Source organism: Vreelandella olivaria, from assembly GCF_023507745.1.
Taxonomy (GTDB): domain Bacteria; phylum Pseudomonadota; class Gammaproteobacteria; order Pseudomonadales; family Halomonadaceae; genus Vreelandella; species Vreelandella olivaria_A.
The window spans coordinates 1-22998 of sequence record NZ_JALPZO010000135.1; the positions used below are offsets into that span (position 1 = coordinate 1).

A 22998-nucleotide genomic window follows, 5' to 3' on the forward strand; every position below is an offset into this window, starting at 1 on the left:
AGCATGGCAGCGTTTTCGCCAACCCTCTGACAAACCAAGGTTTTTTCAACCTTATGCACCGCTGGCAACGCCATGCGTCCCCGGCAGCGGATGCGTACTTTACGGATTCGCTGCCGGCTTGGCAAGGGCTTTATGTAAAAAAATTTCAGCTTTCGGGGTTTGCCTTGCGCATCACGGCCAATACAGGCCCGGATGCCACGTAGGCACCGAACAGCAGCAACAACATAAGGGAGGGCTCAACTGAAATCATCACAAAGCCTAATACCACCGCAAGAAGCACAACGAACGGCACCGGCTTCTTGAAGTCCAGGTCTTTAAAGCTGTAGTAGCGAATATTACTGACCATCAATATGCCTGCCGCCGCCACGACCAATAACATAAGCAGCTTGAAACCGACGGCATCCGCATCAAAGCTATTGAACGTCCAAACACTCGCCGCAACCAGGGCAGCCGCCGATGGGCTGGGCAAGCCGATAAACCATTTTTTATCTGCACTGCCAATTTGCACATTAAAACGGGCAAGGCGCAGTGCTGCACAAGCTACGTAGAGAAACGCCACGACCCAGCCCGTTTTACCGATATCCTGCAATATCCATGTAAAAGCCACCAACGCGGGCGCCATACCAAAGGAGATCATATCAGCCAGGCTGTCATACTCAGCCCCAAACGCGCTTTGGGTATTGGTCATACGCGCGACCCGTCCATCCAGCCCATCCAGTACCATGGCAATAAAGATAGCTACCGCAGCCGAGGTAAACTCACCATTGATACCGGCAACCACGGCAAAGAACCCTGAAAACAGTGCAGAGGTGGTAAACAGGTTAGGCAGCAAATAAATCCCTTTACGACGGACCTTCTTGCCATCTTCGACGGCCTCTTCCACCACTTCGGTTTCCCGTAAAAAGGCAGCGGCCAAGTCCTCGTTTCCGATCGACCCATTCGTGCTGTCATCATCGGACGGAGGTGTCGTTGCTTGCTCTTGATCACGAGCATCCTGGGTCATAAGTGTTATCCATTGAAAGTGAAGTCACATGAACAGTGATTTCTTCATTCTACACTGTGAGCCTTTCTCAGCCAGCAATTGCAGCAGGCAACAAAAACGCCTCGGGGCACGCTCATGCGCGCCCCGAGGCGTTACACATTAACTAACCGCTTAGTTTTTAGACTTATCGACCAGTTGGTTGGCGGCAATCCATGGCATCATGCCACGTAGTTTGGCACCTACCTGCTCGATCTCATGCTCAGCATTCAGGCGACGGCGGGCCGTCATTGATGGGTAGTTGGTGCTACCTTCCTGGATGAACATTTTGGCGTATTCACCGGTTTGAATACGCGTCAGTGCATTACGCATTGCTGCACGGGACTGATCATTAATAACCTCGGGACCGGTTACGTACTCACCATACTCTGCATTGTTAGAGATAGAGTAGTTCATGTTGGCGATACCGCCCTCATACATCAGGTCAACAATCAGTTTAAGTTCGTGCAGGCACTCGAAGTAGGCCATTTCCGGCGCGTAGCCTGCTTCAGTCAAGGTTTCAAAACCCGCTTTTACCAGTTCAACTGCGCCACCACACAGAACCGCCTGCTCACCGAACAGATCCGTTTCCGTTTCATCTTTGAAAGTCGTCTCGATAATACCGCTGCGGCCACCACCAACGCCTGCTGCGTAGGAGAGCGCCAGCTCTTTGGCACTGCCTGAAGCATCCTGATGAATAGCGATCAGGTCAGGAATACCGCCGCCTTTAACAAACTCAGAGCGAACCGTGTGGCCCGGCGCTTTCGGCGCGATCATGATGACGTCGAGATCTTTACGCGGCTCAATCTGATTGTAGTGAATGTTGAAGCCATGAGCGAAGGCCAGGGTAGCACCCTCTTTCAGATTCGGCTCAACTTCCTGCTCGTAGATCGCCTTTTGGTTTTCATCCGGCGCCAGGATCATGACGACATCAGCGGTCTTACACGCTTCGGGAACGCTTGCCACCTTCAGGCCAGCTGCTTCAGCTTTTGCAGCGGATGAGGAGCCTTTACGCAGAGCAACGGTAACGTCGACACCTGATTCTTTCAGGTTGTTTGCGTGAGCATGACCTTGCGAGCCATAACCAACAATAGTGACTTTCTTGGCTTGGATAAGGGACAGGTCGCAATCTTTATCGTAATAAACGTGCATGGCGAAACTCCAAACGTGGTGATCGAGTAAGCGTATCGTTGTCAGCGTTGATGGCCACCTGTGCCGTCTTATGCAGCACTAGGATTTGGCGTTAAAACCACTCTACGCCAGCACCACCATTGCGTAAAACGCTATATTTGCAACATAATATTTCTTCACATGAAACACAGAGCCCTCTATGGATTTTCGACTCCTCAAACATGTGGTGACATTAGCTGAGACACTGCACTTCGGTCGTGCCAGCGAGCTTTGCCATATCAGTCCTTCGACACTGAGTCGCTCTATTCAGCAGGTTGAGAGTGAGCTGGGAGTCCAACTGTTCGAACGTGATAACCGCCATGTCACCCTGACTCACCAGGGAGCTGTCTTTCAGCACTATGCGAAAGAAACACTTGAACAGTGGGAAACCCAGAAGCGCGCCCTGGCCGCCACCACAACACAGCTAAGTGGTGAGATCAGCATTTACTGCTCTGTCACCGCGAGTTACAGCTTTCTCTATGAGCTATTGAGTGATGTGCGTATCCGGCACCCCGGTATTGAATTAAAGCTGCACACCGGCGACCCTGCCGATGCCATGGCGCGGGTATTGGAGGGGGCTGACGACATCGCCATCACTCCCCGACCACGCATTCCCCCCAATGCATTAGCATTTAAATCGCTCACCCGCTCACCGCTGCTGTTTATTGCCCCAACCCAAGCTCATCCGTGGCTACCGCGCCACCCAGAAAGCTCGACCGCTGAGCAGTGGCAACAGGTGCCAATGATTCTTTCAGAAGCGGGGCTTTCCCGCGAATACGCCAATACCTGGTTTAAAGCCATGGGCATTTCACCGCGTATCTACGCACAGGTGGCTGGGCATGAAGCGATTGTTAGTATGGTGGGGCTTGGGTTTGGCATCGGCGTGGTGCCAAAAATCGTGCTGGATAACAGCCCACTCGCCGAGCGTGTGCAAATCCTCAACGTAAAACCCGAATTACCCCATTATGATGTCGGGCTATGTGTACTGAACCGGAGGCTAAAAAACCCGATGATCGACGCTTTTTGGGTAGCCATTAGCCCACGCTAATACTTGTTTAAAAAAATCATCACAAAAAAAGCCGCCCGGCAGATAGAGGGCGGCCTTCTTATCCAACAAGGGTCGATTACAGCGAGAGCACCTTATCACCACGGGCAATACCGGAAACCCCGGTACGCGCCACCTCAAGAATACCAACTGGCGCCATGGCCTGTAGAAACGCATCCAGTTTCGAGGCGTCACCGGTGATTTGAACGGTGTAGAGACTTGGCGTTACATCGACGATCTGCGCGCGGAAGATATCCACCGTACGCTTCACCTCATCACGGGCAGCCCCCAACGCTTTCACCTTTACCAGCATCAGCTCACGCTCAATGTGGTTACCTTCGGTCAGATCGACCAGCTTTACCACGTCAATCAACTTATTGAGGTGCTTGGTAATCTGTTCAATAACCCGGTCATCACCAATGGTGGTGACCGTTAAACGCGACAGCGACGGATCTTCTGTCGGGGCAACGTTAAGCGTTTCTATGTTGAAGTTACGCTGGGAGAACAGTCCGACTACACGTGACAGCGCCCCCGGTTCGTTTTCCATCAGAATCGAGATGATATGACGCATCAGGTACGCTCCGTTTTGGACAGCAGCATGTCACGCATGGCACCCAGCGGTACCTGCATCGGATAGACGTGCTCATGGGGATCGACCTTCACGTCCAGGAATACCAGCTCGTGCTTGTTGGCAAAAGCGCGTTCCAGCGCTGGCTCCAACTCATCCAGGGTATTCACCGTCATGGCGGTAAACCCGTAAGCCTCAATCAGCATATGAAAGTCGGGCAACGACTCCATATAGGAGTGGGCATGGCGGGACTTGTAGTTCAAGTCCTGCCACTGACGCACCATACCCAGCGATGCATTATTGAGGTTTACAATTTTGACGCCTACGCCGTACTGCTTACAGGTAGAGAGCTCCTGCATCATCATCTGGAAACTGCCTTCACCGGTTACACATACCACGTCGTCATCCGGGAAGTTCTGTTTGATACCCATCGCGGCAGGGAAACCAAAGCCCATCGTGCCCAAACCACCGGATGTAATTAGCCGGTTGGGCTTATCAAACTTATAGTACTGCGCCGCAAACATCTGGTGTTGGCCAACATCAGTGGTGACATAAGCCTCGCCGCGAGTCACGCGGCAGAGTGCCTCTACCACCTCTTGCGGCTTGAGTACATCACCCGGTTTGGAGGGTTCGTACAGTTTGCCTTCTCGTTCCGCACGCCAGCCATCAATCTTCTGCCACCACTCGGCCAGCGCCTCAGGCTGCGCGATCGACTGGCCCTGCACCAGACTGATCATTTCATTGATGACACTGGAAGCTGGCCCCACGATAGGCACATCCGCCCGCACGGTTTTAGATACCGAGCTGGGGTCAACATCCACATGAATGATCTTGGCCGTTGGGCAAAACTTCGATGTATTATTCGTCACCCGGTCATCGAAACGCGCGCCAATAGCGATAATTAAATCCGCATGGTGCATGGCCATGTTGGACTCGTAAGAGCCGTGCATTCCCAACCAGCCCAAACACTGCCGGTCGCTTTGTGGGTATGCACCAATGCCCATTAACGTGGTGGTAATCGGGAAGCCCAACTGCTTAACCAGGTCGGTTAACCCTTCGCTCGCCTTACCGGTAACGACGCCACCGCCGGTATAGAACACCGGGCGCTTGGCTTTCAGCATCATCTCAACGGCTTTTTTGATCTGCCCGGTGTGACCGCGGGTGACAGGGTTGTACGAGCGCAGTTTGACCTTCTTCGGGTACACGTACTCGTAACGCTCGGTCGGTGCGGTCATATCTTTGGGTATATCCACCACCACCGGGCCAGGGCGGCCAGTAGCAGCGAGGTAGAAGGCTTTTTTAAGCACTTCAGGAATCTCTGACGGATGACGAATCGAGAAACTGTGTTTCACGATTGGACGCGTAACGCCCACAATATCCGTTTCCTGGAAAGCATCATCGCCAATCAGATGGCTCATTACCTGGCCACACAGCACGACCATGGGAATGGAGTCCATATAGGCGGTAGCAATACCCGTAACGGCATTGGTCGCGCCGGGGCCGGAGGTCACCAGCACCACGCCAGGCTTACCTGAGGCACGCGCATAACCATCAGCTGCGTGGGTAGCCGCTTGTTCGTGACGCACCAGAATGTGCTTCACTTTGTCCTGGCGGAAAAGCGCATCATAAATATGCAGCGCCGCACCACCGGGATAACCATAAATGTACTCAACGCCCTCATCTTGCAAGAAGCGGGCGATCATATCTGCGCCGGAAAGCAGTTCCACAGTGTTTCTCCCCTGGAGGTCTCGAGTGCGATCCGCAGGACATCCTGCGGTGTCGAGTGCGGCGGTATGCCGCTGCCGGCCATGCCGGCACCTGATGCCAAACCCTGGCATATGGCCCGGTTAGGGCCTGCACTCTCATCAGGAAGGCTGAACTATCGACATAAATCAGCATTCCCTTACACGACGGTTTGCCGTGTCGGGGCGTTGGCCAGGTCGGGCGGTTAGCCCAAGCCCGGAAGTCCTTCGGCGGGTAAAGGCCTTCGCCTACCCTTCGCGCGGGGATAAGGGGTTACCTGTTGGTTCCGCGCCCGCAAATCAGGAACCCACAAGATTCCATTAGCTCCTTAAGCCTGTCAACCTCCCAGCAGGGCAAACGCAACAAACGTCTTAAGAAGCCAATAAAAAAACTCCTCCAGCAAAGCCAAAGGAGCTTTTTCCCTATTCAATTGCGCGAAGCGCGCACCCTCATGGTGCAAATATTACGAAAACTCCAGCTTGCCCTCGTTCGCGCTGATATGAATGGTATCGCCTGGGGCATACTTGCCCGCCAGCAGGTCCTGAGCCAAGGGGTTTTCAATGCGGCTCTGAATCGCCCGCTTCAAGGGCCTTGCACCATACACGGGGTCAAAGCCAACAACCGCCAACTGGGCCATGGCGTCGTCGCTGATCTCCAGTTGCAGGTCATGCTCCGCCAAACGCGCCTTCAAGCGCTCCAGCTGAATACCGGCAATCGCCTGGATTTGCTCTTGCCCCAGGGAGTGGAACACCACCACTTCATCAATACGGTTGATCAGCTCAGGCCGGAAGTGATTACCCACCACTTCCATCACTGCACTTTTCATCAGCTCGTAGTCACTGTCTTTATCAGCACTGACGTCTCCCCCCATGCGCTGAATAATATCCGAGCCCATGTTGGAGGTCATGACGATGACGGTGTTACGGAAGTCCACCGTACGGCCCTGACCATCCGTCAGGCGGCCATCCTCCAATACCTGAAGCAGGATATTGAATACATCCGGGTGGGCTTTCTCTACTTCATCCAGCAGCAACACGGAGTATGGCTTGCGGCGCACCGCTTCGGTTAGGTAGCCACCCTCTTCATAGCCCACATAGCCGGGGGGCGCACCAATCAAGCGAGCCACGGAGTGTTTCTCCATAAACTCTGACATATCGATCCTCACCATCGCGTCTTCGGTATCGAAGAGGAAGGTAGCCAGCGACTTACACAGCTCGGTTTTACCGACACCGGTCGGCCCCAGGAACAGGAACGAACCATTGGGACGGTTAGGGTCGGCAAGGCCAGCCCGGGAACGCCGTACAGCGTTGGCGACCGCTTCAACAGCTTCATGCTGGCCGATCACACGCTCATGAAGGGCATCCTCCATACGCAGCAGCTTGTCGCGCTCACCTTCCAGCATTTTGGAAACCGGAATGCCTGTCCAGCGAGAGACCACTTCGGCAATCTCTTCTTCGGTGACATTGGAGCGCAGCAGCTGATGGTGCGACAGATCCGCTTCACCTTCACCGCTCTCGGCAATTTTCTTTTCCAGCTCCGGAATTTTACCGTACTGAATTTCCGACATGCGGCCCAGGTCACCTTGTCGACGCGCCTGTTCAAGGTCAATACGCGCCTGCTCCAGTTCCGCTTTAAACTGGGCGGCACCTTGAATACTGGCTTTCTCAGCCTTCCAGATTTCATCAAGATCCGCGTATTCGCGCTCTAGTTCGTGAATCTGGTTGTTAAGTGCCTCCAGACGTTTCCTGGTGGCCTCATCTGTCTCTTTCTTAAGTGCCTCACGCTCCATTTTGAGCTGAATCAAGCGGCGATCAAGGCGGTCCATCTCCTCCGGCTTGGAGTCAAGCTCCATGCGGATCCGTGATGCTGCCTCGTCAATCAGGTCAATGGCTTTATCAGGTAATTGGCGATCAGTGATGTAGCGTGTGGAGAGTTTGGCCGCTGCGATAATCGCCGAGTCGGTGATATCAACACCATGGTGAACCTCGTAGCGCTCTTTCAGGCCACGCAGAATCGCCACGGTATCCTCTTCCGAGGGCTCGTCGACGAGTACTTTCTGAAAACGGCGCTCCAGCGCAGCATCTTTCTCGATGTATTGACGATACTCATCCAGCGTTGTCGCGCCCACGCAGTGCAACTCACCACGCGCCAAGGCCGGTTTGAGCATATTGCCCGCATCCATGGCGCCTTCGGCTTTACCCGCCCCGACCATGGTATGCAGCTCATCAATAAACAGGATCACCCGCCCCTCTTCCTGGGAAAGCTCTTTTAAAACGGCTTTCAGGCGCTCTTCGAACTCACCCCGGAACTTCGCGCCCGCCAACAAGGAGCCCATATCCAGCGACAGTACACGCTTATCTTTAAGGCCTTCGGGCACTTCAGCGTTGACAATACGCTGGGCCAACCCTTCAACAATGGCGGTTTTACCTACCCCAGGCTCACCAATCAAAACAGGGTTGTTTTTAGTGCGCCGCTGTAATACCTGAATGGTACGGCGAATTTCATCATCACGGCCAATCACCGGGTCCAGCTTGCCATCCAGGGCGCGCTGAGTGAGATCAAGGGTATACTTATTGAGTGCCTCCCGCTGGTCTTCGGCGTTGGGGTCGTCAACACGGCTGCCACCGCGCAGGCTGTTGATAGCCGCTTCCAGCGTTTTACGGTTAAGCCCAGCCTCTTTCAGTAACTTGGTGATCGGGCTGTTCATTTCCAGCGCCGCCAACAGCACCAACTCGCTGGCAATAAACTGATCACCCCGCTTTTGCGCTTCCCGGTCAGTTAAATTAAATAACTTAATAAAATCCCTGGACGGCTGAACATCACCATCAAACTGGCTCACTTTGGGCAAGTCATCCAACTGGCGCAGCAGCCCATCCCGCAGGCGAGCACTGCTACCCTCGGCTTTTTCCACCAGGGCTTTAATACCGGTATCCTTGGTATCAAGCAGTGCAAGCAGCAAGTGAGCTGGCTCAAGCTGGTTATGACCCCGCCCAACGGCAAGGGACTGGGCCTCGGCAATTGCCGCCTGTAACTTGGCAGTAAATTTATCAAATCGCATGAAATTCCTCCTGGGGTAGCCGTGCGTTTGGACCCACGGCGCATCCCGGCAACCGGTCGTTAAACGTGCTAAAAACGATTAGCTTGACAAGTTAAATGGAGTCAGTTCCATGCATTTCAAGAGGGCGCAGTTAGCTTAGTTGATCCAAATCACGCTGGCCATCCGCCCAGTATTACCATTATCCCGCCGATAGGAGTAAAAGCGCGATTCGCAGGCCGTGCAGAAATGACCGCCACTGATATGGTGAATGCCCAAGGCTTCAAGACGAAAACGGGCGAGACGATAGAGATCGGCCATGTAGTGGCCCAGCCGATAAGGGCTGTGGTCAAACGCTTCGGCGGTTTCGGGGTGCACCGCAGTAAAGGCACCATATACCTCAGGCCCCACTTCGAATTGGGCGTTGGAAATGGCGGGTCCCAGCCACACCAGGATATCGTTTGGGTCACTGTTCATGGCCGCCACCGTTGCTTCCAGTACACCGCCAGCCAATCCACGCCAACCGGCGTGGGCAACGGCTACATGAGTGCCCTGACGGTTACAAAACAGTACTGGCAGGCAGTCAGCCGTCAGTACAACACAGGCGTATTCATTATTGGTGGCAACAGCAGCATCCGCCTCGGGGGAATCGCCCTGGTAGCCCTGCTGCACACGGGCACCGTGAGTCTGATTAAGCCATAGCAGTGGACGCTCATCACCAATCTCTTTATGCAACAAACGGCGGCACAACGCGACATGATTCGCATTGTCGCCCACATGGGTGGCGGGGTTGAATGCCGCGAAATCGTTTTGGCTTGGCCCTGTCTCCCGCGTGGTAACAAATGCCCGAACATTGGCCGGGGCAGGCCAGTCCGGAACCACTAGTGTGGGATTCAGATCAATGGCATCACTCATTGCATGGTCTCATTATCTTCGCGCAAGTAATCCAGCAGCATTAGTAGATCATCGGGCAGGTCAGCGTGAAAGGTGAGTGTTTCACCACTGACCGGATGCACAAAACTTAACTTACGTGCATGCAATGCCTGACGCGGGAACTCACGCAGAATCTCTTTCAAGGGTTCAGCAGCACCTAGGGGTAGCTTGGCACGGCCACCATAGAGTGGATCACCAATTAAAGGATAGCGGGCATGCGCCATGTGGACACGGATTTGATGGGTGCGGCCGGTTTCCAGTTGGCAGCGAACGTGAGTATGGGCCCGAAAACGCTCGACAACCCGAAAGTGTGTCACGGCAGGTTTACCGGAAGCCGTCACCGCCTGACGTTTGCGATCTTTAGGGTGGCGGCCAATAGGTGCATCAATGGTACTGCCTGATACCGGCTTACCAATCACCACCGCATCATATTGGCGGGAGACACTGCGGGCTTGTAGCTGTTCAACCAGCGCTGTTTGCGCCGGTAATGTTTTTGCCACCATCATCAGTCCCGTGGTGTCTTTGTCCAAACGATGCACGATACCCGCCCGTGGCACCTCTGCCAGGGTAGGATGATGATGCAGCAACGCATTCAACAAGGTGCCATCAGGATTCCCAGCCGCAGGATGTACCACCATGCCAGCGGCTTTATTGACCACCATCATGCTGTCGTCCTCATAGACGATATCCAGCGCAATGGCCTGTGGCTCGAAGCGGGTATCTTCCTCAATGATAGCTTTCAGTTCCAACACTTCGTGGCCATGCAGCTTGGCTTTAGGCTTTGATTTCGCGCCATCGACAGTCAATTCACCAGCATTGATCCACGCTTTTAGCCGCTCACGGGAGTAATCACTGAACAACTCTGCCGCTGCCTGGTCAAAGCGTGCGCCCGCTAATGAGGCCGGTACCCGCTGCGTAGCTTCAACGATACGGGACATGAAAAACCTCCTCGAGACGCATAAAACCTGGCCATGGCATGGAAACATTTCCTTTGACTGCACCCGACGAAACGCTGAGAAGCCTGCGTTTTGCGTCTAGGTGATTTATAGTGGGCTAACTGCGACCTATTCTACCATTTCTACTTATGGCCATCGTCGCTTTTCGGTGATTGAGGCTTGTTTGCAACGAGGATGATGATGCGCGTTTTTTCCGCTGCCAACCGCTTTGGCGCCCTGGCCTTAAGCCTTGCCCTTTTAGCAGGCTGTGCCAGTAATGACACCACTCCGGAAGAGGAGGATGAGTTCGCGGGGGTGCAAGAGCGCGAACTCTATGAACTTGCGCGTACGGCGCTAGATAGCAACCGCTTCCCTATTGCCATTGAGCGGCTGGAAGCACTCGACACCCGCTATCCGTTTGGGCCTCATGCTGAACAGGCCCAACTTGAGCTGATTTACGCCTATTACGAAAACAGCAACTGGGAAGAGGCTCGTGCGGCTGCCAGCCGGTTTATCCGTCTACACCCTGACCACCCCCAGGTGGATTACGCCTACTATCTACGCGGTCTCTCCGCATGGCAAGCGGGGCGCTTCAGCCTGGAGCGGCTACGCTTAATTGATATCTCCAAGCGGGATTTGGGCGCATCGAGAGATGCGTATAACGATTTCCGTGAGCTGATTCAGCGTTTCCCGCAAAGTGAATACGCGCCGGATGCCCAGCAGCGTATTGTGTATCTGCGCGAACTTCTGGCCCGCCATGAGCTGCACGTCGCTGACTACTATCTACGCCGCGGTGCTTTCCTGGCGGCGGTTGAGCGTGGCCGGTGGGTAATTGAAAACTACCCTGAGTCCAATGCTACCCGGGATGCACTGGCTACCATGGTGGAGGGCTATCAAGGGCTTGGTATGGATGACCGGGCCAGCGAGGTGCTTGCAGTGCTGCGCGAGAATGCACCGGATCATGAGCAATTGCGTGGCAACCGCTTTATTCCCAAACACACAGCTTCTGCTAATTAGCGGTTGGTATTAAAGCTTGTAGCAAAACCTGAGAGTGCAGGATATGTTGTCCTTGAGCCATGCTATCGCATGGCTCGAAGATTTTTTTAATCCCGTTACTCCCCTGGCTGCCAACCATTAACAATGGGGTAGCGACGGTCGCGGCCAAAGCCACGCGGCGTAACCCGCACACCCACCGGCGCTTGACGGCGTTTATATTCACAACGGTCCACCAGTTTGACCACGTTATACACATCTTCATGGTCAAAGCCTGCCGCAATAATCGCCTCAGCACTCATATCGCCTTCGATATAGCGCACTAAAATCGCATCCAGTACATCATAGTCAGGCAGTGAATCGCTATCCTGCTGCCCTGGCGCCAGTTCCGCGCTGGGTGGGCGCTCAATAACCCGCTCTGGTACCGCAGGAGACTGTGTGTTGCGCCAGCGCGCCAGGCGATACACCCAGGTTTTATACACATCCTTAATGGCGTTATAGCCACCTACCATGTCGCCATAGAGGGTAGCATAGCCCACCGCCATTTCACTTTTGTTGCCAGTGGTCAGCACCATCAGACCTTTTTTATTGGAAATTGCCATTAGCAGAACGCCACGGCAACGCGATTGCAGGTTCTCTTCGGTGGTATCTCGCTGCGTACCGGCAAAGCTTTCCGCCAGCGTCGCCATAAATGCATCAACCATTGGCTCAATGGGCATTACATCGTAATGCACCCCCAGCATTCTGGCCTGCTCGGCAGCATCCTGTTTGGAGATATCCGCCGTATAGTGATAAGGCATCATAACGGCCTGCACACGCTGTGGGCCAAGTGCATCCACGGCAATAGCCAAGGAAAGAGCAGAGTCGATTCCACCTGACAGCCCAAGCACAACGCCCTTGAAGCCACTTTTGTTAACGTAGTCCCTCAGGCCAGTCACCAGGGCACAGTAAAGGCTCTCTTCAGGGTCGGCATCTGGCTCAATTTCACCCAGTTGTGGCTCCCAGGTGTCAACACCTGTTTGCAGTAGCTGAACCGGCATTAAGCCTGCCTGCCAGTGGGGTGCCAACACCTTAAGCTGCCCTTGGGCATCCACACAGCTTGAGCCACCGTCAAACACCAGCTCATCCTGCCCCCCAATGGTATTCACATAAATAATCGGCCGCTGCACATCTTGCGCACGCTGGGTTAGCAAGCTCAGCCGCTCGCGGGGCTTGTCCTGGTGGTAAGGCGATGCATTTAAGCTGATTAACACCTCAGCCCCTGCTTCACGAGCAACCTGGATAGGCCTGCCTTCCCACAGATCTTCACAGATCAACAGCCCCAACTTAGCCCCTTTGTGCTCGTAAACTAACGGTTTGGTACCGGGCGTAAAATAGCGCTGCTCATCAAACACCTGATAGTTGGGTAATGCCTGCTTGGCATACTCCGCTTCCCACTGACCGTTATACAGTACGCCAGCCAAGTTATAGCACTTGCCTTCACGCACACCGGGGTAGCCGATAATGACCAACACGTCCCTGGCAATTTTTTCCGCCATTCTGGCCCGTGCTTCCCGTAGGCGCGTTTCCATCGACGGGCGCAGCAGCAAATCCTCTGGCGGGTAACCGGATAAAAACAGCTCCGGGAACACGACTATATCCGCCCCATGCTCAATCCTCGCTTCACGCACGGCTTCAATGGCACGTGCGGCATTGCCGGGAATATCTCCCACCAGAGGGTCGAGTTGGGCCATTACCAGCGTTAAGTCTTGCATGGGCGTTAAAATCTCTTGAGAATCTTGAGAACAGAGTGACAGCTTACTCAGTGCATTGTCCCGCAAGGGCCGCCAACTGGCAAAGGCCATGCGGTGAATGTATGTTTCTTGCCACTGCTACATCCCACCATGGGAGCTAAAGAGGATGAACCTTTTGATCATTCGGCTGATTATCTTTGCCGTTCTTTTTTACGTTGGCTTAAAACTATATGGCATATACCGCGAGCGCAGGCTCTCCCACGAACAGAGCACACTGAAGCGCCACGAGGGTGGGCAAATGGTGCGCTGCCGATGGTGCGATGTCCATGTACCAGAAGATGAAGCACTGCGTGACAGTGAACAGTGGTTTTGCTCCAGCGCTCATCGCGACCGCTTCCTGCAAGAGCAGCAGGATAAAGAGAGCCGCGACTAACATGGCACCCTATCGCTTAACGGGGTGCCGTTAAGCGTTCAGTTGTTGGTAGAAAAGGCGCTGGATCAATAAGTGTTTCACGCCCCAACAACTGGTCGACCAGCACATGGGTAGAAGCGGGCGCAAGTACCAAACCGTTGCGATAATGCCCCGCGTTCACATAAACGTTTGCCCATCCGGGTAACGCCCCAATGAAAGGGAGCCCGCCGGGTGAACCTGGCCGCAGGCCCGCCCAATGGTGTGCTACGGGCAGCTCGGCTAATGCGGGGACAATCCCCTCTGCACTCTTCTTCAGTGAAGCAAGAGCATCATTATCGGTGCTTTTATCAAACCCAGTTTCTTCCAGTGTCGACCCCACCAATAACAAGCCATCACTGCGGGGGATGATATAGCGGCCATCCTTGAGCACCACGCGCTCCACCAGACCCTGTGGCGCTTGATAGGCAATCATCTGCCCTTTCACCGGACGCACCGGCAGATGGATCCCAAGCCTTTCCAGCAGTTGCGCAGCCCAAGCACCACCACACACCACGATACGCTCGGCCTGTATATCACCCTGGGAGCTCGCCACTCCCTCTACGTTGCCATTACGCTGGATAAACCCCCGAACGTCACACTGCTCAACTAGTGTGACATTGGGCATGGCGGCTAAACGTGCGCGCAGTGCCTGACCTAAACGCGGATTACGCACGCTACCCAGTGTTGGCATCCATAAGGCGTTATCTTCCGGAGCGCTCACCTGGGGTTCTTTTTGGTGGACAAACGCCGCGTCCACCCGCTCCAGAGGTTTGCCTAACTGGCGCGCCCAACGGAGGGCAATATCATCATCATCAACGTTTAAGTATAGCAATCCTTTTTGGCGATACTCTGGATCAATCCCCGTTTCCTCCAGCAAGCGGAGTGCGAGTGTTGGGTACACACCCTCTGACCAGCGTGAAAGCTGGGAAACCGGCGGGGCATAACGCCATGGATACAGGGGAGAGACGATCCCCCCACCCGCCCACGAAGCCTCTTTTCCACAGATGCCACACTCGACCACCTTGACCTGCTGGCCTGCATCCGCCAACTGTAACGCGGTCATCATGCCGATAACCCCGCCACCGATAATTAAGAAATCGCTCACAAATTTTGTCCGTTTTGGCTTACATAAAAAACGATGAACGGCATTTAGGATGTAAAACAAACATTACTTGAACTACCCGCTGGAACCAGCCGAACACCAGCATAACGGGAACCAATAGCCAGGAGGTCATATGCTATCTACCTACCACAGTCCAGCAAGCAAAGGTTGCACTGGATTTACGCTTATTGAACTCACCATTGCGCTACTGCTTATTGCCACATTGGCGGCATGGGGTTTACCCAGTTTTCAGGCGTTTGGACGTAACACTGCCGTCATAAGCGATGTAAACAGATTACAAACTGCCTTTTCGTTAGCACGCAATACAGCCATTACCCAGCGCACCACAGTGAGCGTGTGCCCCACCGATAGCAGCAGGAGCGCCTGTATCAGCGACTGGAGCCAAGACTTCATGGTGCTGAAAGGCGTTACCATAAGCCCTGCGCTTAACGATGATATCGTGCGCATTTTTCCGGCACTACCAGAAACAACGGTTTCTTACAGTCGTGGATGGCAACGGGTTAGTTATAACCCGATGGGGCACACCAGTGGTTTCAATGGACGTTTCGAAATCTGTGCAGAGAACGCTCAAGGCAGAACGCTAATACTGAGCCAACTAGGTCGCTTGCGTATCGATGATACGCCCATCCGTTGCTAGTCGCGTGGATGGGCGAATACTAACAACATCACAGGTAATAGATTACGCAATACCATCCAGGTAGCGTTCAGCGTCCAGCGCAGCCATGCAGCCACTGCCCGCCGAGGTAATGGCCTGGCGATAGATATGATCCATCACATCACCACAGGCAAACACCCCCGGCACACTGGTTGCCGTGGCATTACCATCCAGGCCGGACTGAACTTTGATATAGCCACCGTTCATGTCCAGTTGACCTTCAAAGATACCGGTATTGGGGCTATGACCAATGGCAATAAACAGTCCAGGCGCCTGTATTTCTTTCGTGGCACCATCTTTGGTCGACTTAACGCGAACGCCGGTGACCCCCGTGTTATCACCCAGGACTTCTTCCACTTCCTGGAACCACTCCAAGGCAATTTTGCCTGCTTCCGCTTTCTCGAACAGTTTGTCCTGAAGGATTTTTTCCGCCCGCAGCGTATCGCGACGATGGACCAGGGTAACCTTCGAGGCAATATTGGAAAGATACAGCGCCTCTTCAACAGCGGTATTACCGCCACCCACCACAATCACCTCTTGATTGCGGTAGAAGAAACCATCACAGGTAGCGCAGGCAGACACCCCCTGCCCCATAAACTGCTGCTCAGTCGGCAACCCCAGGTAACGCGCGCTTGCCCCCGTGGCGATAATCAATGCATCGCAGGTGTAAATACCGCTGTCCCCTTTCAAGGTGTACGGTTTTTCACCTAAACTGACCTCGTTGATATGGTCAAACAGCACTTCCGTATTAAAGCGCTCAGCGTGTTGCTTCATGCGCTCCATCAGTTCAGGCCCCTGTACCCCCTGTGCATCGCCGGGCCAGTTATCCACATCGGTTGTGGTGGTCAATTGGCCACCTGCCTGCATACCAGTGATCAGTAGCGGCTTTAAGTTAGCACGTGCTGCATACACCGCAGCCGTATACCCTGCTGGACCGGAACCAAGAATAATCAAACGTTCATGACGTGTTTCCATGACACCACCTTTTCACAATTGAGCAGACAACGTTGCAAGAGAGTCTGCCTGAAATGGCGTCAAGTACAAGCTATTACAAGGGTTGGCCTTCGCTATTAGGCGAAGGCACCTTGAAAGCAAGCGGTGAAACACCCATGTGTTATTAATAAGCCATACTAAGGAAAGCAGTGACCGTCGCGTAACGTGATTAGTGCAGTAGCGAAACGCCAAGCAATCAGAGGAGAATGGAATGAGCAAGATACCTGATACGCTACATACCCTTGAGGTTGGCAGCCAGCAATACCACTATTACAGCCTGCCCAAAGCCGCCGAAACACTTGGCAACATTGACCGACTCCCCAAAACGCTCAAAATTCTACTCGAGAACCAACTGCGCTTCGCCGACGACGAAAGCGTCGAGCAAGAAGATATGCAGGCCCTGGTCGACTGGCAACAGGAAGGCAAATCCAGCCGCGAAATTGGCTATCGCCCTGCCCGGGTATTAATGCAGGATTTCACCGGCGTCCCTGGCGTGGTCGATCTCGCATCCATGCGTGCTGCGGTTGAAAAATTGGGCGAAGACCCGGCGCGAATCAACCCGCTATCCCCTGTCGACCTGGTGATCGACCACTCGGTGATGGTCGACAAATTCGGTTATCCAGCAGCATTCCAGGAAAACGTTGATATAGAAATGCAGCGTAACCGTGAGCGTTACGAATTCCTGCGCTGGGGCCAACAGGCTTTTGACAATTTCAGCGTTGTACCACCCGGCACCGGTATTTGCCACCAGGTTAACCTTGAGTACCTGGGCCGTACTGTATGGACGAAAAAAGAAGACGGTAACACCGTAGCCTACCCGGATACTCTTGTAGGCACCGACTCCCACACCACCATGATTAATGGCTTGGGCGTGCTCGGCTGGGGTGTGGGTGGCATCGAAGCGGAAGCGGCCATGCTGGGCCAACCCGTCTCCATGCTGATACCAGAAGTGATTGGCTTTAAGCTGACGGGCAAACTGCGGGAAGGCATCACCGCGACCGACCTGGTACTCACCGTTACCGAGATGCTGCGTAAAAAAGGCGTCGTCGGTAAGTTTGTCGAGTTTTACGGTGATGGCCTGAAAGATCTGCCTCTGGCCGACCGTGCCACCATCGCCAACATGGCACCTGAGTATGGTGCAACCTGTGGTTTCTTCCCAGTAGACGATGAAACCCTCAATTACCTGCGCCTTACCGGCCGTGAAGATGACCAGATAGCCTTGGTAGAAGCCTATAGCAAGACGCAAGGCCTATGGCGCAAACCAGGTGATGAACCCGTTTTCACCGACACCCTGCACCTCGATATGGATGAAGTGGAAGCCAGCCTTGCAGGCCCCAAACGCCCTCAAGACCGTGTTGCGCTTCAAGATATGAAGGCTGCTTTCCAACGCGTGATGGAAGAGGATGGCAAAGCACTCGTCACCCCGGAAAACGGTAAACTCTCTTCCGAAGGTGGGCAGACTGCGGTGGGCATTGAGCGCAGCTTTAAGCACGATTTCAAACACAGTGACAGCCAGCCGGTACATATGGGCGAGCGCGACTTCGACCTTGACCCTGGTGCGGTGGTAATTGCAGCCATTACATCGTGTACCAACACCTCCAACCCCAGCGTGATGATGGCAGCCGGGCTGTTGGCGCGCAAAGCACGCGAAAAAGGGTTAATGACCCAGCCCTGGGTTAAAACGTCATTAGCGCCTGGCTCAAAAGTTGTGACCGACTATCTGGCGGCTGCCAATTTAAATGAAGACCTGGATGCACTTGGCTTTAACCTGGTAGGTTACGGCTGCACCACCTGTATCGGCAACTCTGGCCCACTCCCCGATGAAATCGAAACAGCCATTAACGATGGTGATTTGGCTGTCGCCTCGGTGCTTTCAGGGAATCGTAACTTTGAGGGCCGCGTACACCCGCTGGTAAAAACCAACTGGCTGGCATCACCCCCGCTGGTCGTGGCCTATGCATTGGCAGGCAACGTACAGTGCAACTTAACCACCGACCCTCTGGGCCACGATAGCGATGGCAACCCCGTCTACCTGAAAGACATCTGGCCCTCCCAGGCAGAAATTGCCAGCGCGGTGGAAAAAGTAAATACCGATATGTTCCGTAAAGAGTACGGCGCGGTATTTGAGGGTGATGAGACCTGGAAAGCGATCAAAGTTCCTGACAGCAAAGTGTATGAGTGGCCGGAATCTACTTATATTCAGCATCCACCGTTTTTTGAAGGTATGGGCCGTGAGCCTGATGCCATTGAGGATGTGAAAAATGCCCGCGTGCTCGCGATGCTGGGTGATTCCGTCACCACTGATCATATCTCACCGGCAGGTTCCATCAAGCCCGATAGCCCTGCGGGACGCTATCTGCAAGAGCACGGGGTAAAACCGGTCGACTTCAACTCCTACGGCTCCCGCCGGGGTAATCATGAAGTGATGATGCGCGGCACCTTTGCCAACGTGCGGATTAAAAACGAGATGCTGGATGGTGTGGTAGGTGGAGAGACCCGCCACGTACCCAGCGGCGAGCAGATGGCGATTTATGACGCAGCGATGAAGTACAAAGAGGAAGGCACGCCGCTGATAGTGATTGCAGGCAAGGAGTATGGCACGGGCTCTTCTCGTGACTGGGCCGCCAAAGGTACTCGCTTATTAGGGGTGCGTGCGGTCATTGCTGAGTCCTTCGAGCGCATTCACCGTTCTAATTTGATCGGCATGGGCGTGGTGCCGCTACAGTTCCCCGAAGGAGAAAGCCGCGAAACACTGGGGCTGACAGGTGATGAGGAGATATCCATTGCCGGATTGAGCGATCTCAGCCCTGGCGGCAATGTGCAAGTCGTTATCAAAAATGGTGATGGCGAACGTACCGTTGATGCCAAGTGCCGAATTGATACCGTCAATGAGCTGGCTTACTACCGCCATGGTGGTATCCTTCACTACGTGCTGCGCAAAATGATCGGCGCAGCCTAAAGGTAAAAACTGCCAATGCTTGCATCGCCCCCACCTCGGTGGGGGCTTTTTTTGCTATCCAGAACGCTTAGAGAGCCCGGCGACGATAGGTGCGGTATTCCGGCGACCAACACGCTTTCTCAATCCGCTCACGCAGTACGGTACCACTGGTTTGCAGAGCCACACCACTCTGCTGAGCCTGAGCCGCAACTTCGAAGGCAATCGACTTACTAATTTCACGAATTCGAGACAGCGGTGGCAACAGCGCACCTTTGCCCTCTTTTACCAATGGCGCTTCACGGGCCAGCGCTCGCGAAGCGCTCATCAGCATTTCATCGGTCACGCGACTGGCATTCGCCGCCACTACGCCCAAGCCAATTCCAGGGAAGATATAAGCATTGTTGCACTGAGCAATCGGATAAGTACGACCGTTATACACAACCGGAGCAAAGGGGCTACCTGTGGCTACCAGTGCCTGGCCATCGGTCCAGCGAATAACGTCTTCTGGCACGGCCTCTGCTTGGGACGTGGGATTGGAGAGCGGCATGATGACGGGGTTTTCGCAACCGGCGTGCATGGCGCGCACCACTTGCTCAGTGAAGATACCCCGCTGGCCGCATACACCAATCAAAATCGTTGGCTTTATCTGCGTAATGGTCTCTTCCAGCCCCTGGCCATTCCAGTTGGCGACCAATGCTGGATCATGGGCCAGGCGACGTTGGAAATCCCGCTGCCAGGGCTGATCCGATGTCATCAAGCCTTCGCGGTCCACCATATAAATACGCGCCCGCGCCTCAGCTTCGGTTAAGCCTTCAGCCTGCATTGCCACGACGACTTGCTCCGCAATACCGCAACCCGCTGATCCGCCACCAACAAATACAACCCGCTGGTTCGCAATGGTTTCACTACGCGCCTGGCAGGCAGCCATCAGCGTACCTACCACCACCGACGCCGTACCTTGTACATCATCATTGAAGCAGCACAAATCGTCACGGTAACGCTCCAGCAGCGGCACCGCATTCGCCTGGGCGAAGTCTTCAAATTGCAGCAGAACATTTGGCCACCGGCGCTTCACAGCGGCAATAAACTCCGCCATAAAGGCATCGTACTCTTCCTGGCCTACCCGCTCGTGACGCCAGCCCATATACATTGGGTCATCAAGCAGTGACTTATTATTAGTGCCAACATCGATCATTATTGGCAGCGTATAGGCAGGGCTGATACCGCCACAGGCAGTGTACAGTGCCAGTTTACCGATAGGGATACCCATTCCCCCAATCCCCTGGTCACCCAGCCCCAGAATACGCTCCCCATCCGTTACAACGATAACCTTGACGTTATCCTTGGTGGCGCTACGCAGAATATCATCCATATGCTCGCGATCCGGATAACTGATAAACAGCCCCCGGTGATTACGATAAATATTGGAGAACTCCTGGCATGCCTGACCAACGGTCGGGGTGTAGATAATGGGTAGCATCTCTTCAAGATGCTCAGATACCAAACGGAAATAGAGGGTTTCGTTATCGTCCTGAATGGCACGCAAATGAATATGGCGTTCCAGATCACTATGGCACTGCTGATACTGGCGATATGCACGCTCTAACTGATCATCAATCGTTTCTACTTTTTGCGGCAACAGGCCTATCAAATTGAACGCCAGCCGCTCCTCCTGAGTAAACGCGCTGCCTTTGTTCAATAGCGGCATTTCAAGTAAAGAAGGACCGGCGTAAGGAAGATATAAGGGGCGTTTGCTCATCTGGGACATAGGCACTCTCTTTTTATGTCAATTGCTATTGCAATGCAGCAACGCTGGGCGTTGGCGGCGTTTGTCCGTAATGTAACACGCTCGTACTACAAAGGTGGAAGAGTCTTAAATAATGGTCAAAAAAAAGCACCTCGACAGTTCATCAAGGCACTTGATTTCGTCTTAAATAAAGGGACGGCTAGCAGCTTTTGGCAGCCGGTTGACGCCCCGCCTCACCATCAAAGAAAAACGGTCGCAGCTTTACCCCCACCATGTTGCCGGCAAAAGCCGCCACCATCCATATCCAGCCATGGAGACTGCCAGAAGCGATACCACTGAAGTAAGCGCCAATATTACAACCAAAGGCCAAACGCGCGCCGTAGCCCAGCATGATGCCACCAATGACAGCCGCCAGAACAGACTTGATCGGGATACGGAAGTTCGGTGCAAAACGCCCCGCCAAATTCGCCGCTGTAAGTGCCCCCAGCATGATTCCCACGTTCATCACAGTGGTGATATCACTCCATACGCTTGCTTCCAACGCAGCGGCATTTCCTGGCGCCTGCCAATACCCCCACTGGCTGACATCCCCCCCTACCAGCTCATACGCCTTGGCCCCCCACAGCGCAAACGCCGATGTAATACCCCAGGGGCGCCCAGCCAGAGCCAGAGTAGCGAAGTTCAACAGCGCCAATGCCACCGCACCAGCCACCAGTGGCCATGGCCCGGTAAGCCAGCGCTCTACACCAGGCTTATCAATCATGGGTGCCTGTTCCAAATGTCCATGGCGGCGCTTTTCCATGATGACAGTAAACGCAGCAATCGCGGCAAACAGCACTAGGCTAATACCGATTCCGCCGCCAACGCCCGCTACGTTCACCAATGAAACGGGCTGGAAGGCGGGAAGACTTTGCCACCAAGCAAAATGGGCAGAACCAATCACAGAGCCGACAATAAAAAACACCAGCGTAATCAGCATCCGCGCATTGCCACCACCTGCCGTAAACAGCGTGCCGGATGCACAGCCTCCTCCCAGCTGCATGCCAATACCAAAAATAAAGGCACCAAACAGTACCGAGATACCAATGGGAGAGACAAACCCCGTTACAGGCGTACCAAATAGCGTACCCGCTCCCAGGGCTGGGAAGAACAAGACCACTGCTATCGCCAGCATGATCATCTGTGCACGCAGGCCGCGCCCACGGCGTTCGGTAATCAATACCCGCCACGCAGCCGTAAAACCAAACGCCGCGTGGTAAAGCACCATTCCCAGTAGACCACCCACAATCATTAACAAGCCTGTATTGGCGCTAAACACCACACCAATGAGTAGTGCGCCAAGTACAATGGCCGCGGCTGCCAGTAGTGGCAGTCGATACCGCATAGGTGCCGCAACAGAAGTTGTCTCCATACCTCACCTTCATGCAACGCCAAAAGCGCCCATTAATAAGCAGGCGCTTGGCTGAATTGAACATGGTTATAAGCCTAACGTTGGGTATAGCAGGCTGGAAGCCCTTTATTCAACTGTGCTTATATTTTTTTTGAAATATGCAAGAAGAGATAAACAACCCAGCCCGTTGCTTATTCATGTTGTGCATTCACTCTGAAAGGCAGAGAAGGATAGGATACATAAGGTGCATCAGGCACTTTTACCCCAAAGCGCTTTTCAATATCGCCCATCTCACTGAATTTCTCGCCACGCTGGTAGGCGGCGCGTAGATGTTCACTCAGTTCCGTCAATGCCCGAGAGGGTGTGGCCCACTGCGCCTTGGGAAGAGGTTTGGACCACTCTGCCAGCCAGTCATCCGGCACGGCTTTAGGCAGCACATGCTTCATGCGGTACTCGGTGTACCAGTGGGCGAAGCGGGCATGCTCCCACAGCCGTTTGCGCCGAAAGCGTCGCCAGCGGGCCATATCAT

The 22998-nt window shown here is 54.0% G+C and carries 17 protein-coding genes and 1 pseudogene; 5 read left to right on the forward strand and 13 right to left on the reverse strand.

The features are described 5' to 3' along the window. Positions 1–145: 145 nt before the first annotated feature. Positions 146–1003 (reverse strand): CDP-diacylglycerol--serine O-phosphatidyltransferase, encoded by an 858-nt coding sequence (pssA, locus tag HP566_RS16765; protein ID WP_249978446.1) that lies wholly within the window; start codon positions 1001–1003, stop codon positions 146–148. A gap of 150 nt (positions 1004–1153) precedes the next feature. Continuing rightward, positions 1154–2170 (reverse strand): ketol-acid reductoisomerase, encoded by a 1017-nt coding sequence (ilvC, locus tag HP566_RS16770; protein ID WP_249978447.1) that lies wholly within the window; start codon positions 2168–2170, stop codon positions 1154–1156. A 178-nt stretch (positions 2171–2348) separates the two neighbouring features. Here ilvC and ilvY point away from each other — a divergent pair, with 178 nt between their 5' ends. Further along, entirely contained in the window at positions 2349–3236 is an 888-nt protein-coding gene (ilvY, locus tag HP566_RS16775; RefSeq protein ID WP_249978448.1) for an HTH-type transcriptional activator IlvY, read from the forward strand. A gap of 76 nt (positions 3237–3312) precedes the next feature. Here ilvY and ilvN read toward each other — a convergent pair whose 3' ends face one another. From ilvN to rluD, 5 genes are all read right to left on the reverse strand, one after another. Continuing rightward, complete coding sequence (gene ilvN / locus HP566_RS16780) at positions 3313–3804, reverse strand: acetolactate synthase small subunit (protein WP_078090039.1); 492 nt, start codon at positions 3802–3804, stop codon at positions 3313–3315. Beyond that, on the reverse strand, positions 3804–5528 hold the full coding sequence (locus HP566_RS16785; RefSeq protein ID WP_249978450.1) for an acetolactate synthase 3 large subunit: 1725 nt from the start codon (positions 5526–5528) through the stop codon (positions 3804–3806). The genes ilvN and HP566_RS16785 overlap by 1 nt, the downstream gene beginning before the upstream one ends. Positions 5529–6007: 479 nt before the next feature. Beyond that, a complete protein-coding gene (gene clpB / locus HP566_RS16790; protein WP_249978451.1) occupies positions 6008–8602 on the reverse strand; it encodes an ATP-dependent chaperone ClpB in 2595 nt (864 codons plus the stop codon). Positions 8603–8737: 135 nt separating this feature from the next. After that, positions 8738–9493 carry a peptidoglycan editing factor PgeF gene (pgeF, locus tag HP566_RS16795; protein ID WP_249978452.1) on the reverse strand — a complete coding sequence of 252 codons (756 nt, stop codon included), beginning with the start codon at positions 9491–9493 and terminating at the stop codon, positions 8738–8740. After that, the gene (gene rluD / locus HP566_RS16800; RefSeq protein WP_249978453.1) at positions 9490–10449 is read right to left on the reverse strand and encodes a 23S rRNA pseudouridine(1911/1915/1917) synthase RluD; all 960 of its coding nucleotides are present in this window, start codon (positions 10447–10449) and stop codon (positions 9490–9492) included. The genes pgeF and rluD overlap by 4 nt, the downstream gene beginning before the upstream one ends. A 198-nt stretch (positions 10450–10647) precedes the next feature. Between rluD and HP566_RS16805 the strand changes: the two genes are divergently transcribed. Then, positions 10648–11463: an outer membrane protein assembly factor BamD gene (locus HP566_RS16805; RefSeq protein WP_249978455.1), complete on the forward strand. Its 816-nt coding sequence runs from the start codon at positions 10648–10650 to the stop codon at positions 11461–11463. A 95-nt stretch (positions 11464–11558) separates the two neighbouring features. Here HP566_RS16805 and HP566_RS16810 read toward each other — a convergent pair whose 3' ends face one another. Continuing rightward, positions 11559–13193: an NAD+ synthase gene (locus tag HP566_RS16810; RefSeq protein WP_249978456.1), complete on the reverse strand. Its 1635-nt coding sequence runs from the start codon at positions 13191–13193 to the stop codon at positions 11559–11561. 145 nt (positions 13194–13338) lie between these two features. Between HP566_RS16810 and HP566_RS16815 the strand changes: the two genes are divergently transcribed. Then, the gene (locus HP566_RS16815) at positions 13339–13605 is read left to right on the forward strand and encodes a PP0621 family protein (protein ID WP_249978458.1); all 267 of its coding nucleotides are present in this window, start codon (positions 13339–13341) and stop codon (positions 13603–13605) included. Positions 13606–13621: 16 nt separating this feature from the next. On the opposite strand, the gene thiO is transcribed toward HP566_RS16815, so the two are convergent. Then, positions 13622–14728 (reverse strand): glycine oxidase ThiO, encoded by a 1107-nt coding sequence (thiO, locus tag HP566_RS16820; protein WP_249978460.1) that lies wholly within the window; start codon positions 14726–14728, stop codon positions 13622–13624. A 130-nt stretch (positions 14729–14858) separates the two neighbouring features. Here thiO and HP566_RS16825 point away from each other — a divergent pair, with 130 nt between their 5' ends. Next, positions 14859–15383: a GspH/FimT family pseudopilin gene (locus tag HP566_RS16825; protein ID WP_249978461.1), complete on the forward strand. Its 525-nt coding sequence runs from the start codon at positions 14859–14861 to the stop codon at positions 15381–15383. A 42-nt stretch (positions 15384–15425) separates the two neighbouring features. On the opposite strand, the gene trxB is transcribed toward HP566_RS16825, so the two are convergent. Further along, positions 15426–16376, reverse strand: a complete 951-nt coding sequence (gene trxB / locus HP566_RS16830; protein ID WP_249978463.1) for a thioredoxin-disulfide reductase — start codon at positions 16374–16376, stop codon at positions 15426–15428. 229 nt (positions 16377–16605) lie between these two features. On the opposite strand from trxB, the gene acnA reads away from it, so the two are divergent. Beyond that, on the forward strand, positions 16606–19353 hold the full coding sequence (acnA, locus tag HP566_RS16835) for an aconitate hydratase AcnA (RefSeq protein WP_249978465.1): 2748 nt from the start codon (positions 16606–16608) through the stop codon (positions 19351–19353). A 67-nt stretch (positions 19354–19420) separates the two neighbouring features. Here the strand turns inward: acnA and HP566_RS16840 are convergent, their stop codons facing one another. The 3 genes and pseudogenes from HP566_RS16840 to HP566_RS16850 all read right to left on the reverse strand — a co-directional run. Further along, positions 19421–21100, reverse strand: a complete 1680-nt coding sequence (locus HP566_RS16840; protein WP_249978467.1) for an NAD-dependent malic enzyme — start codon at positions 21098–21100, stop codon at positions 19421–19423. Between the two features lie 178 nt (positions 21101–21278). Beyond that, the gene (locus HP566_RS16845; RefSeq protein ID WP_249978468.1) at positions 21279–22490 is read right to left on the reverse strand and encodes a YeeE/YedE family protein; all 1212 of its coding nucleotides are present in this window, start codon (positions 22488–22490) and stop codon (positions 21279–21281) included. Positions 22491–22660: 170 nt separating this feature from the next. Then, positions 22661–22998 (reverse strand): annotated as a pseudogene (locus tag HP566_RS16850) (hypothetical protein); the annotation flags it as partial.

Bases quoted from the DNA above. Each gene is read 5' to 3' on its own strand.
- rluD (WP_249978453.1), bottom strand. From the start codon at position 10,449: ATGTCCCGTATCGTTGAAGCTACGCAGCGGGTACCGGCCTCATTAGCG.
- pssA (WP_249978446.1), bottom strand. From the start codon at position 1,003: ATGACCCAGGATGCTCGTGATCAAGAGCAAGCAACGACACCTCCGTCC.
- acnA (WP_249978465.1), top strand. From the start codon at position 16,606: ATGAGCAAGATACCTGATACGCTACATACCCTTGAGGTTGGCAGCCAG.
- trxB (WP_249978463.1), bottom strand. From the start codon at position 16,376: ATGGAAACACGTCATGAACGTTTGATTATTCTTGGTTCCGGTCCAGCA.
- HP566_RS16845 (WP_249978468.1), bottom strand. From the start codon at position 22,490: ATGGAGACAACTTCTGTTGCGGCACCTATGCGGTATCGACTGCCACTA.
- HP566_RS16810 (WP_249978456.1), bottom strand. From the start codon at position 13,193: ATGCAAGACTTAACGCTGGTAATGGCCCAACTCGACCCTCTGGTGGGA.
- ilvC (WP_249978447.1), bottom strand. From the start codon at position 2,170: ATGCACGTTTATTACGATAAAGATTGCGACCTGTCCCTTATCCAAGCC.
- pgeF (WP_249978452.1), bottom strand. From the start codon at position 9,493: ATGAGTGATGCCATTGATCTGAATCCCACACTAGTGGTTCCGGACTGG.
- HP566_RS16805 (WP_249978455.1), top strand. From the start codon at position 10,648: ATGCGCGTTTTTTCCGCTGCCAACCGCTTTGGCGCCCTGGCCTTAAGC.
- ilvY (WP_249978448.1), top strand. From the start codon at position 2,349: ATGGATTTTCGACTCCTCAAACATGTGGTGACATTAGCTGAGACACTG.
- HP566_RS16825 (WP_249978461.1), top strand. From the start codon at position 14,859: ATGCTATCTACCTACCACAGTCCAGCAAGCAAAGGTTGCACTGGATTT.
- HP566_RS16840 (WP_249978467.1), bottom strand. From the start codon at position 21,100: ATGTCCCAGATGAGCAAACGCCCCTTATATCTTCCTTACGCCGGTCCT.
- clpB (WP_249978451.1), bottom strand. From the start codon at position 8,602: ATGCGATTTGATAAATTTACTGCCAAGTTACAGGCGGCAATTGCCGAG.
- HP566_RS16815 (WP_249978458.1), top strand. From the start codon at position 13,339: ATGAACCTTTTGATCATTCGGCTGATTATCTTTGCCGTTCTTTTTTAC.
- ilvN (WP_078090039.1), bottom strand. From the start codon at position 3,804: ATGCGTCATATCATCTCGATTCTGATGGAAAACGAACCGGGGGCGCTG.